General features: G+C 35.3%; 11 protein-coding genes. 2 read left to right on the top strand and 9 right to left on the bottom strand.

Features of this window, described 5'->3' with window-relative positions:
* Positions 1 to 21 precede the first annotated feature (21 nt).
* Together dksA and folK are read right to left on the bottom strand one after the other, a co-directional pair.
* Positions 22 to 477: an RNA polymerase-binding protein DksA gene (gene dksA / locus GAPWK_RS12555; RefSeq protein ID WP_025316569.1), complete on the bottom strand. Its 456-nt coding sequence runs from the start codon at positions 475 to 477 to the stop codon at positions 22 to 24.
* Between the two features lie 136 nt (positions 478 to 613).
* Positions 614 to 1,099, bottom strand: coding sequence for a 2-amino-4-hydroxy-6-hydroxymethyldihydropteridine diphosphokinase (gene folK / locus GAPWK_RS12550; RefSeq protein ID WP_025316568.1), 486 nt, complete (start codon positions 1,097 to 1,099; stop codon positions 614 to 616).
* A 209-nt stretch (positions 1,100 to 1,308) separates the two neighbouring features.
* Between folK and GAPWK_RS12545 the strand changes: the two genes are divergently transcribed.
* Positions 1,309 to 2,667, top strand: a complete 1,359-nt coding sequence (locus GAPWK_RS12545; protein WP_025316567.1) for an MmgE/PrpD family protein — start codon at positions 1,309 to 1,311, stop codon at positions 2,665 to 2,667.
* A gap of 43 nt (positions 2,668 to 2,710) precedes the next feature.
* Here the strand turns inward: GAPWK_RS12545 and GAPWK_RS12540 are convergent, their stop codons facing one another.
* From GAPWK_RS12540 to syd, 7 genes are all read right to left on the bottom strand, one after another.
* Positions 2,711 to 3,463, bottom strand: a complete 753-nt coding sequence (locus GAPWK_RS12540; protein ID WP_025316566.1) for an amino acid ABC transporter ATP-binding protein — start codon at positions 3,461 to 3,463, stop codon at positions 2,711 to 2,713.
* 11 nt (positions 3,464 to 3,474) lie between these two features.
* Complete coding sequence (locus tag GAPWK_RS12535) at positions 3,475 to 4,146, bottom strand: amino acid ABC transporter permease (protein ID WP_025316565.1); 672 nt, start codon at positions 4,144 to 4,146, stop codon at positions 3,475 to 3,477.
* On the bottom strand, positions 4,143 to 4,925 hold the full coding sequence (locus GAPWK_RS12530) for an amino acid ABC transporter substrate-binding protein (RefSeq protein WP_025316564.1): 783 nt from the start codon (positions 4,923 to 4,925) through the stop codon (positions 4,143 to 4,145). The genes GAPWK_RS12535 and GAPWK_RS12530 overlap by 4 nt, the downstream gene beginning before the upstream one ends.
* Positions 4,922 to 5,446, bottom strand: coding sequence for a GNAT family N-acetyltransferase (locus tag GAPWK_RS12525; RefSeq protein ID WP_025316563.1), 525 nt, complete (start codon positions 5,444 to 5,446; stop codon positions 4,922 to 4,924). Before GAPWK_RS12525 ends, GAPWK_RS12530 begins: the two co-directional genes overlap by 4 nt.
* Positions 5,443 to 6,804, bottom strand: a complete 1,362-nt coding sequence (gene purB / locus GAPWK_RS12520) for an adenylosuccinate lyase (protein WP_025316562.1) — start codon at positions 6,802 to 6,804, stop codon at positions 5,443 to 5,445. The genes GAPWK_RS12525 and purB overlap by 4 nt, the downstream gene beginning before the upstream one ends.
* Before the next feature lie 288 nt (positions 6,805 to 7,092).
* Positions 7,093 to 8,268: an amino acid aminotransferase gene (locus GAPWK_RS12515; protein ID WP_025316561.1), complete on the bottom strand. Its 1,176-nt coding sequence runs from the start codon at positions 8,266 to 8,268 to the stop codon at positions 7,093 to 7,095.
* 138 nt (positions 8,269 to 8,406) lie between these two features.
* Complete coding sequence (syd, locus tag GAPWK_RS12510; RefSeq protein ID WP_025316560.1) at positions 8,407 to 8,940, bottom strand: SecY-interacting protein; 534 nt, start codon at positions 8,938 to 8,940, stop codon at positions 8,407 to 8,409.
* A gap of 748 nt (positions 8,941 to 9,688) precedes the next feature.
* On the opposite strand from syd, the gene rne reads away from it, so the two are divergent.
* Positions 9,689 to 12,367 carry a ribonuclease E gene (gene rne / locus GAPWK_RS12505; RefSeq protein ID WP_025316559.1) on the top strand — a complete coding sequence of 893 codons (2,679 nt, stop codon included), beginning with the start codon at positions 9,689 to 9,691 and terminating at the stop codon, positions 12,365 to 12,367.
* Positions 12,368 to 12,433: the final 66 nt, after the last annotated feature.

Genomic DNA, 12,433 nt, shown 5'->3' with positions numbered 1-12,433 from the left:
AAACCTGTAGATTAAATGGAACTATATACCCATTTGTTTTTCACGAAGTTCAGCTAATGTTTTACAATCGATGCATAAATCAGCCGTTGGTCGTGCTTCTAAACGGCGAATACCAATTTCAACGCCACAAGATTCACAAAAACCAAAATCATCTATTTCGATTTTCTTCAATGTTTTTTCAATTTTCTTAATGAGTCGACGTTCTCTATCGCGAGCACGTAATTCAAGACTGAACTCCTCTTCTTGAGTTGCTCGGTCAGCTGGATCTGGAAAATTTGCAGCCTCATCTTGCATGTGAGAAACAGTTTTACCCATTTCACCTTGTAATTGTGAAAGCCATGCTTCTAAGATAAGTTTAAAATGTTTCAATTGGTTAGGATTCATATACTCCTCACCTTTGACCTCTTTATAAGGCTCAAGTCCTGCAATTGAAAGCAGGCTAAGCGAAGAGGTATTTACTTTTTGTTCCTTTTTCAAAACAATCCCCTTATGTACAGATTATTTGCAGGCGGTAAACTATAGCAATAATTTAGGCTTTGGCAAATTTTTTTTAATTATTTTTTGCGTTAAATAAGGGTAAAATAAAACAACTCCATGTTATTAAACAAAATAATTAATCATTCCATTTTATTAAACCATTGAGTGGACATTTAACCAGTAATTCTTGCAGCTTATCGTTGTCAGGTAAAATTAAATCCGGCGCAATATCAAACAGAGGATAAAGAACAAATTCTCTTTTTTTCATATGATAATGAGGAATTGTTAATCGTTCATTATCAATTATTAAATTATCATACAGTAAAATATCTAAATCTAAGGTTCTTGCTCCCCAGCGATTGTCTTTGCGAACACGCCCTTGCGATTTCTCGATTGCTTGCAGTTCGTCAAGTAAAGCGATTGGTGGCAAATTTGTGGACAGTTTAATAACTGCATTGAGATAGTCATTTTGGTCTTTGGGGCCTAATGGTTTGCTACGGTAAAATGGTGAAACAGCTAAAATATGAGTATCAGGTAACTGTTTTAATGCGCTAATAGCTCGATTGGCTTGTGCAAATGGATCGTCCAAGTTGCTACCTAAAGCGATATAACAAATTGACATAATGGATTTAATTTTTGTGGTGTTAGATGTAATGTTGTGCTCATATTTTAACATATAAATTAAAAGTAAAAAAAGGGATATACAAAGTCTAAAAGTTATGACTAAAAGTTATTAAAATATAACCATATAGTCTTTAACTTATTACTTTTTATACGTTATGGTAATTAAAATCATTTTTTTATATAACGATATATTTTTTGAGATGGAAAATGAATTTAGGTCAGCAATTGAGTTTTTTAATAGCGAATACCCCCATAATTAATGATCCTAAGACCATTGAATGTGCAATCAATGGTGTGATTGATTATTTTGCTAGTAGTTTACAAGCTCGCCATGAAGTTGATGTCCATCGATTGCTCAATTGGATTGATAATGAAGGTGGCACAGCTAAAGCTTGGTTGGTGGGGCAAAAAAAATTAGTGACAGCTCGGCAAGCAGCATTATTTAATGGTTTTCAAGCGCATTGCTTAGATTATGATGATGTACATTCTGATGTTCGTGGACATCCATCTGCCGTTATTTTATCAGCACTATTTGCCAGTGTTCAATTAGATGAGGTTCAATCCCATATTGATGGTAAGCGTTTTTTAACCGCTTATGTTATAGGAATTGAAGTTATGGCACGATTAGGCAAAAGTGTTAATCCTAAACATTATGAGAAAGGATGGCATACTACCCTTACCTTAGGAGGCATCGCTGCCACAGCCGCTATTTGTTATCTTTATAATGAACCTTTTTTGTCACAAGCTTTGACATTGGCGGCTACTCAGGCATCAGGTATGCGTTTGGTTATGGGTACACCCATTAAGTTTTTACATGCAGGGTTAGCCGCTCAGCATGCGATTCAATCGGTTGAATGGTTGCGCGTTGGAATGACTGCTGAGAACGATTTTTTAGATGACAAGTTAGGTTTTTTAGCTGTTTATGGGCAGGGTAATAATAATTTCGATTTAAGTCAGTGGGGCGTTGTTTGGAAAATTGTTGAGCCTGGATTATGGTTTAAAACTTATTGCTTTTGTTCTGCTGCAGCCTATGTTGCTGATGCTGGGCAGTTACTTTATCAACATCTAAAATTAAATGTTGACAGTATTAGCCATATTACTCTATTTTTTTTCCCAGCAAACAGCGATGCCGCATTAATCTATAATCGTCCTTTATTGGCTGAGCATGGTCGTTTTTCAGCCGAATATATTTTAGCGTTAACTCTATTAGGCATCCCTCTTAATTTTGAGCAATTCAGTCCAAATCCTATTCCTGTGCAGATTCAAGTACTGATGCAAAAAATGCAGCGCAGTTATCAAATCAATCTAGCTCCCCATGCTGACGCTTATAATGGTCGTTATGTTGTGATTGAAATTGAACTAGACACAGGGGAAAAAATAAGACAACGCATTGATATTCCAAAAGGATCACCTAAAAATCCTTATAAACAAACAGAGATGTTATTAAAACTAACTGATGCAATTAAAGACCAACAAAAAGCGATGGGTTTATTAAATGATATTAAAGAGTTAGCCTCAGGTTTAACCGTTAACCAATTTCTAGAACGACATGTTTTAACATTGTAAAATAATACAAGCTAAATGAGTTTTATTGATTTACTTGTGCTAACTAAATTTCAAAATCAATTTCATCGGTAATTTGGCGTAAAAAGCGTTGTGTCAGTTCATGTTGTGGATTGTCGATAATTGATTTTGCTGGACCTTCTTCAACAATGACGCCATTTGCCATAAAGATAATACGATCGGCAACGTATTTAGCAAACTCCATTTCGTGCGTCACAATGATCATCGTAATATGTTCTTTAGCTAGCTGTAACATCACTTGCAGCACTTCGTGGACCCGTTCGGGATCGAGAGCCGATGTGGGTTCATCAAATAATAGTACTTTAGGCCTAACTGCGAGTGCTCGAGCAATGGCGATGCGTTGTTGCTGACCGCCTGATAAGGTAATTGGAAATTGATTCGCATAAGGCAACATACCAACTCGCTCAAGTAAAGATAGCCCTTGCTGTTTGGCTTTGTCTTTACCTATTTTTTGTCCAACTATTAGTGGGTAGGTAATATTTTCTAATGCAGTTTTATTTTTAAATAAATTATAGTGTTGAAAAACCATTGCTGATTGTTTGCGCAAATTTATCTCGTCTTTATTATGGTAATGTTCACTATTTAGTGCAACAGAGCCTATTTTAATTGTCCCTGTATTTGGTTTTTCCAGTAAATTTAAACAACGCAACAAGGTCGACTTACCTGAACCCGATGGACCAATAATGGCTACCACTTCGCCTTGTTTAATATTTAAATTAATGTCTTTTAATACTTCATTATCAGCAAAGCGTTTAGATAAATGTGAAACAGAAATCATCACCTTTCTCCTCAACGGTGATAGGGCTTACTGAGCTTGTTCTCAATCTTTTTTTGTATCCAAGAATAGATAACAACAGTAAGCCAATAAACAATACCGACAGCCAAATATGTTTCAAAATAGAGGAACGAATTGGCCGTTAACATTTTCCCTGCGGCCAATAATTCTTGTACGCCAACAAAAAAAGCCACTGATGAATCTTTAAGCAATGAAATAAACATATTGCCTGTATTGGGTAAAGCATTAACCAGTGCTTGTGGCAGGATAATACCACGGTAAACTTGATAGATACTAAGGCCGGAGGTTAAGCCAGCTTCTTTTTGCCCATGATCAACTGATGCCAAACCAGCACGAAAGATTTCGGCTAAATAAGCTGAATATTTTAAACTAAAGCAAATAATGGCTGCTGTCGTTGCGCCCATCTGCTTTAATATCGGAAAAATTTGTGGTAACCCATAGTAAATAATAAACAATAACACGACCGAAGGAATACCACGAAATAATGAAATAAAGAGCGCAAAGGTAGCATCAATAATGATAATTTTATGATTACGTAATAATGCAATCGCTAACCCAAAAACAATGGCAAATAGAATCGACACAATAGCAATAAAGAGTGTGACTGGCAGATAAGGTAAGATCTGCGGGAACACACTAAAGAAATAAGTTACATTAAAATTCATGAGGTAATATCTTCACCAAAATATTTAATTGCAATGTTTTTCAATGTGCCATTAGTGCGTAATTTTTCTAGAGCCTGATTGAATTTTTCACGCAGTGCTTGACCTTTTTCTCCTTTACTAAATGGAAACCCTACCTGCTCAACAGTTATAGGGTCTCCAATCAATTTAAACGGTAAGTTTTTTCGTTTAATTTCAGCAAGTAAGATAGGTTTTGAGTTGATATAACCATCAACACGTTGATATTCAGTATCATACATAGCACCATCTCGCGTTTCATAGGTTTTGATTGTAATATCATTATTTGGAAAAGCGTTTTTTAGATTATTAATATGATTTGATCCAAGCACACCAGCAATAATTTTACCCTTAAAATCAGAAAGTTGAGTGATATTTTTATTGTCTTTATGAGTGACAATTTGACTACCATAAAAGCTATAAGTATTGGAAAAATCATATTTAGCTTCACGTGCTGGGGTAATTGCAACTGCATTGGCAATGGTATCTAAACGTCCTGAATCAAATTGTCCCATTAAACCGCCAAATTCAGCAATGACCCACTCAACTTTATAACCGAGCTCATTGGCAATAGCTTCAGTTATTTCAACATCAAACCCTACTAATTTATCGTTTTGTTTATAACCGTTAGGATAGCTTTGCCCAGTGGAGCCTACTTTTAGAATATTTTGTTCGGTTGCTTGATTGCTGGATTGATTATCACAACCGACTAACGCAAAACCGGTTAATATTGCAGCAGATAATAATGTTATTATTTTATTCATTGTCTATGGCTCCTATTTTTCCATTCGGTATAGCTTTTTTGATTGAAGATTTTTTCAAAATAAACAGTAGTATGATCCGAAGTTAAATTGGCATGACCAATTTTACTAAACCCTTTTTTGGTATACATTTGTGCCAACCAAGGGTGGTTTTGTGCTGTACCTAAAGTGACGGCAGGCAATTTTAATTGATTAATCAGGATTTGTTGTTCTACCCAATCCCATAATTGATTGCCATATCCTTGTCCTTTATATTTGGAATCAGTAGCAAACCAACCTAAATGCGGTAATCCGTAAGGTCCTGGGTTATTTCCCCATGGAAAACGAATGCTTAAGGTGGAAACTAATTGTCCTTCTTTTTCAAATAGATAAACTGCATTAGATTCTATATGATGAGTGATTTGTTCTGTATTTACTGTGGCTGCAGCAAAGTGAATCCCCAAATTTGTTGTCATTTGATAAGCATTGTGCAATAAAGTCTGATATGCGGGAATATCGGACTTTGTAATTAAGCGAAAGCTCATGCTAGCACTCCACTTTGCTCAGCATAATTGATAACTTGCTGCACTTTTTCAGGTGCTGTGCCCAGATAGTTCATTGGTTCAAGCCAGCTATCAAGTTCTGCTATAGTAAACTCTTTATTCAGTAATGGATCATCTAACAATATATCTTTAAAAGCTCTATTTTGTTCGAAGGCATGCATAGCACAGTTATACACCAGATGATGTGCCGTTTGTTTGCCTAAACGCTTACCGATTTCAAACATGACTTTTTCTGATAGCAATAGTCCATTTTGCATTAATAAATTTTCTAGCATGCGATCGCTATTGACCTTCAAACCTTTTAGAATAGTGAGCGCGGTTTGCAATTGAGCAGAGATATATAAATTAATTTCGGGTAAGGCAATCCATTCTGCACGCCAACTCATGGCATCACGCTCGTGTTCTACTTTCATTGATTCGTGGATTAATGCAACACTTTTTAACAGAGGCGCGGTTAAGCTTGCTAAACCTTCTAAAGCTGCTGGATTACGTTTGTGAGGCATAGTAGTTGAACCGATTTTTCCTTCCGAAAACGGCTCTTCGACTTCATTAATTTCAGTACGCATTAGATTATAAAATTCGTTGCCAATTTTGCCTAGTGTGCCACTGATTAAGGCGATGACTGAAGCATATTCCGAAAAACGGTCACGGGCTGCTTGCCAACCGATATTTGGAGTATTAAGACCAAGACTCGATAATGCACGAGCTTCAATTAAAGGACCCAATTTCCCTATTGATGCATAAGTGCAAACAGCACCACTGATGTTTCCAACTAAAACACGTTGTTTTATTTCAGTTAAACGCTGTAAATGACGTACAAACTCATCTAACCAAACCGCTAATTTAAAACCAAAAGTAGTCGGTAGTGCTTGCATACCGTGAGTACGTCCAACCATAGGTAGGTATTGATATTGCTTAGCTAAGCGTTTAAGTTCAATCGCAATAAGTTTGGTATCACGTTCAACAATAGCAAAAGACTGTTTTAATTGTAAGACCGTTGCCGTATCGACTATATCTTGAGTGGTTGCACCGTAATGAATAAATTGTCCAGCTTCGCCTACCTGTTTTTGTAGTGCGTTAATGGTCGACATTAACGAGTGTTTCGCTTTTGCTGCTTCGTCAGCAATTTGTTGTAAAGATAATTTCGATGCATCTGCTTTTTTTACAATTTCATCAGCCACATCAGCTGGGATCACACCTAATTCACCTTCGGCTTTTGCCAAGGCGACTTCTACATCGACTTGCTTTTCTAAACGATTTTGTTCTGACCAAACCGCTCGCATTTCGCTGGTGCTAAAGTTATTCCCTAAAATTAAAAAATCTAAAACATGCGATGCCACAATTGCCCTCAATCAGTTTCTATATTTGATTGTTCAATTATTAATAATTAATGGATTAGCGTCTAATAATCTGTTTGTATATTGATATAACTAAAAGGAATAAAAATAGGGAATTAAAGAAATAGTGGATTATCCAACATCAGTTAAAAATGAAATTGTTTTTTTATGGTGGATGGTGATTTTAGTAGACTAGGATTTTTATTGTTACTCGCAATAACTAAGGAAATTTTATTATTTCCCTAGTTTTTATTCGATATATTAAATTATTATTCAATTAGTTAATATGTTTTATAATACTTCAACAATTGATTCACAAAGTCTGGACATATTATCAATAGTCATTCCTGCGACATTGATTCGTCCTGAATTAACAATGTAGATGCCATAATCACTGCGTAACTTTAGTACTTGCTCTTCACTTAAGCCACTAAATGAGAACATACCATTTTGTTTAGCAATAAAGCTAAAGTCTTGATTTGCGCCTTTATCTTGTAACGTTTTAACAAATAATTGTCGCATACGATGAATGCGTTGACGCATGTTGGTTAATTCATCAATCCACTCTTCTTTTAACTCTTCATTATTTAGAATATAAGAGACAATTTTAGCACCATGAGCAGGAGGATTAGAATAATTCGCGCGAATAATGGTTTTAACTTGACTAAAAGCTCGATTGGCAATTTCGGCATTCGCAGCAATTATTGTAAATGCTCCTACTCGCTCGTTATATAACCCAAAGTTTTTTGAATAGGAGCTTGCAATAAGCAATTCAGGTTGCTGATTAGCAAATAATCTTAATCCATAAACGTCCTCTTCAATACCCTGTCCAAAACCTTGATAAGCTAAATCAAATAGCGGCAACCAACCATTTTTTAAAGCTAAATCAGAAATAGCTTGCCATTGTTCAGGTGTTGGATCGATACCTGTTGGGTTATGACAACAACCATGGAATAGTACTGCTTCACCAGCTGCGACTTGACTTAAACTGCTCATCATGGCATCAAAATCAAGACCATGTGTCTGCGGGTTATAATAGTTGTATTCTCGTACTTCAAGACCAGCGGTTTGAAATACACTACGATGATTAGGCCAAGATGGATTACTTATCCAAATACGTTTTACTTTGGTTCGGCGAGATAAGAAATCAGCCATTATGCGTAGAGCACCCGTTCCTCCTGGTGCTTGGGCTGTTCTTGCACGCTCATTTTTATTACCAAAAAGTAACGTTTGTGTCACATCATTAAATGTACTGGAACCATCAATCGGTAAATAACTTTTAGTGGTTTCGTCCGTTAATAAAAATTGTTCCGCCTTTTTTACACTTTCTAAAATAGGTGTTTTGGTGGTTTCGTCCTTGTAAACACCAACACTTAAATTAATCTTATTGGTGCGTTCATCTTTATTATAAAGATCTGCTAGCCCTAAAATGGGATCGGCTGGCGCTGCTGTTAAATATTCAAACATAATTCACCTATCTAATCTAATGACTTTTAACGCATTATATACACATTATTTTATAAGTTACAATTTAGAAAATATTTACTTTTATGGATTGACATCAGTATTGAGTTATTGCTTGAATTATAGCTTACTAATTGTTATTTAATTAATAACAATTAATTTATTAAAAAAAGACGTTAAATCTTGGGTCAGTGTGGTTAACTCGCCTGTAATCAAATCTTCTTTTACGATTTCGCCAGTTAAATTGTTTAAAGAAATTATTTCAGTACTTTCATCTGTTGTTGCTATAAAAATGGTTGGAATACGTTTTAATTTTTTTTGTTGGGATAAATGAGCAATTAAATTTTGTTCTAAGTTTGAAAAATCATCATCATTCCAAGCTTGGATTAAAGTTAATTTGATATCAGCTAATTTAGCTGTCATATTGCCAGCATATTGTGTGCCGTAAAAAATGTGTGAGGAGGGATGTAAAATAATACCCACAACTTCCTCAACTATGGATAAATCTCTTGGTGGTTGTAAGGTAAACGGTTGCCAAAATACGGTAAGTTGTTCGGTTTTTAAAATACAAGGTGAAGGGATAGCATGCAGTTCTTCGCTTTGTGGTGCGTAATCAAATTGATTCAACCAACGAGTGGTAAATTTAATGAGTGCTGTTTTTTCAGATATGTCCATAAATTGTTTTTGTCTCTTGTTAACAGTTTTCCTTGGTAATTATTATACTGATTAAGATTAGCGTTGCACCATGTAATTCATTGCTTATTTTTAATTATGTGAAATAAGCTCCAAGACAAAATTTTGTAAAGAAGTTTCAGATTAACATGATGTTTTAGTATAAAGTACTCATACCAGAAAGTGAGATTTTCTTTTTTGGTTAAACAAGATTTATGATAAATACAAAATATCTTGATAACTATTTATAAAATAGCAATTTTAATTTACTTGCTATCCTTTGCTGAAACGTTAAAATAAGAAAGGATTTTTTTATCCTTGTAATGCAGCAATGGCGTTAGACATTACAATTTTTTTAGAAAGTAAAATAGCGTAAGTAGGATTATTATAATTAAATAATATGTTTATTTTGAACAATCATATAACGATTTAATTTGGTAACCAAAGTCAAAAAAAACTTTAGTTTATAAGTTAACCATAGAAATAATATCGACAAGTTATATGTTTAGGGATGGTTTATAAAGTGTGTAAAACTTTTGAACATTGATAATGCCTTAAATTTTAAAGAGATATTGTATAAATAATATCGGTTTCACATAATATAATAACAAAAATAACACAAATAAAATAATGAATACCATATTTGAATATTTAGTTAACAACCATTATTTATCATTGTTAAAATAAACGCGTATTATTGATAATAATATTCTACCTATAATTAATTAAGATTAATAAAGAGTGTAGAATAATGAAAAGAATGCTAATCAACGCAACCCAGCAAGAGGAGTTGCGCGTTGCGCTCGTTGATGGACAACGCTTGTATGATTTAGATATTGAAAGTCTTGGGCATGAACAAAAAAAAGCCAATATTTATAAAGGCAAGATCACTAAAATAAACCCAAGTTTAGAAGCTGCTTTTGTCTCTTATGGTGGTGAACGAGATGGATTTTTACCATTAAAAGAGATTGCTGAAAGTTATTTCCCCGCCAATATTTCAGGGCGTCGTAGTATTAAACATCTACAAGAAGGACAAGAAGTTCTAATCCAAATTGAAAAAGAGATCCGTGGTAAAAAAGGCGCAGCATTAACGACTTATATTAGCCTAGCGGGTAGCTATTTGGTATTGATGCCTAACGATCCACGAGCCGGTGGTGTTTCGCGCCGTATTGAAGGTGAAGATCGAGCTGATTTAAGACGGATTATTGATGCGATAGAAAAACCAAGAGGAATGGGCGTTATTGCTCGAACCGCTGGTGTCGGTAAAAGTCAGGAAGAATTACAACAAGATTTAGATGCGTTAGTAAATTATTGGACAGCGATTCAAAATGAGGCCAAAAACTATCCGGCTCCAAGCTTAATTCATAAAGAAAGTGATATTATTACCCGCGCATTTCGTGACTATTTGCGTGATGATGTGGGCGATATTTTAATTGATAACCCTAAAGTAATGGAAGTGGCTAAAAAGCGCCTAGTTGATTTAGGTCGTGTTGAATATGTTAACCGTTTAAAACTTTATGAAGGTGATGTTCCATTATTTAATCATTTCCAGATTGAAGGGCAAATTGAGTCAGCGTTCCAACGTGAAGTCCGCTTACCATCTGGTGGTTCAATCGTGATTGATACCACCGAAGCGTTAACTGCTATTGATATAAACTCTGCTAAGTCAATTCGTGGCAGTGATATTGAAGAAACAGCGTTTAACACGAACCTTGAAGCCGCAGAAGAAATCGCTCGTCAATTACGTTTACGTGATTTAGGTGGTTTGATCGTCATTGATTTTATTGATATGACACCAATTCGCAATCAACGTGAAGTTGAAAACCGCTTAAAAGAAGCGATGAAAACTGACCGTGCACGTATTCAAACCACGCGAATATCGCGTTTTGGTTTGCTTGAAATGTCTCGTCAACGCTTAAGTCCTTCATTGCGTGAAGCGACGCATCATATTTGTCCTCGTTGTCAAGGAACAGGTACCGTCCGTGATAACAATTCATTGTCTCTTTCTATTCTCCGTTTGATTCAAGAAGAAGCCATGAAAGATAATACGGTTCAAATTGATGTGATTGTCCCTGTGCCAATCGCCAGTTATTTACTCAATGAAAAACGTCGAGCAATTACAAATATTGAAAAAATGTATCCTGATGTAAAAATTGTAATTGCGGGCGACGAAGAGATGGAAACCCCTCTTTATAAAGTTATTCGTAAACGTACTGGTGAAGAGACAGATGTATTAAGTTACAATCTTCCTAAACTGATTCGTGAACTAGAAGAAGAGGAAGAAGATCAAACAGCAGACATTATTGTAGAACAAGCTATATTATCAGGGCCTAAAGTTGAAGCTTATGCAATACCAAAAGTTAAAGCTGAATCAAAAATTAAGAAATTAACTACCTTGTGTAATACTATTTTAGGAAAAGTAAATAAATTATTTGCTGCTGAAAAACCTAAACCAGAGCCAGAAGTTAAACAACCATCACAAAAACGACGTGATAATCAACGTTCTAATAATCGACGTCAGCGTAATAATCGTAACAACAATGCTGTTAACAATATTATTGCTATGGTGACACCGGCAACGGAAAACGGTACAAAAGAGACGCCTAATAGAAGCAGCGGACGTCGTACAAGACAAAGCAACAATGCAAATGCATCAACAACAAATACGGTAAATGCTACTCCTAAGGTAGATAAAACGGTTAATGAAGCTACAACGATTAAGCCAAAAGAGCCTAAACCACGACGTCAACAACGCACATTAACCAAAAGTGTTCGGGTTAAAAATAGCGAAATGATCGATCAAATTGTCGATGAAAAAGTTATTGTTCCAACTTTATTGTTACCAATTATTGTTACTGAATCAATGGGTAATAATGTTGCTGATACTCAACCAAAACGTCAACGCCGTACATCTAGACATTTGCGTATGAATGGTCAACGCAATAAGCGACGTGTGAAAAATATTGAACAAAAACAGTCACCAATGCCATTGCTATTTGCTGCTGCATCATTAGAACTAGCTTTAGGTCGAGTATCTATTGATTATAGTCAATTTAAGCAGGAAGAACCAAAAGTGACGAAACGAGTGATTCCATCGTTATTGGTACCAATTGTTATTAAAGATAATATCGATATGACGTTCAGTGATACTTCAGCAAATCAAGTAGATGCTAATATGCAACGTGATTTTGAAGAAGTTAAACAAAGTAGTGACAGTGAGAAATCAGTTAGTGAAACTGAACAGACAACTGGTCATTCTTCGGCGGTGATGACGAAAGCTTCAGCACCAGAATACGAAGTATCGAATGAAAGTATAAAGTCGCGTGAAGAGTCAGACTATCATTTTGATGGTAAAGGTAATGCTGGTGGTTTAAGTGCACAAAATCATGCTTATGCGGCCGCTAGCAAACCAGTAATATCAGAAGATTAATCCTTTAAATAGCTTAAAGCACGGTAATAGATATTTGTTACCGTGTTTTATTTAATTACAACAGCG

The sequence above is a fragment of the Gilliamella apicola genome (genome assembly GCF_000599985.1).
GTDB classification, from domain to species: Bacteria; Pseudomonadota; Gammaproteobacteria; order Enterobacterales; family Orbaceae; genus Gilliamella; species Gilliamella apicola.
Note: the sequence above shows the minus strand (reverse complement) of the source record. Positions and strands in the feature narration are given on the sequence as shown.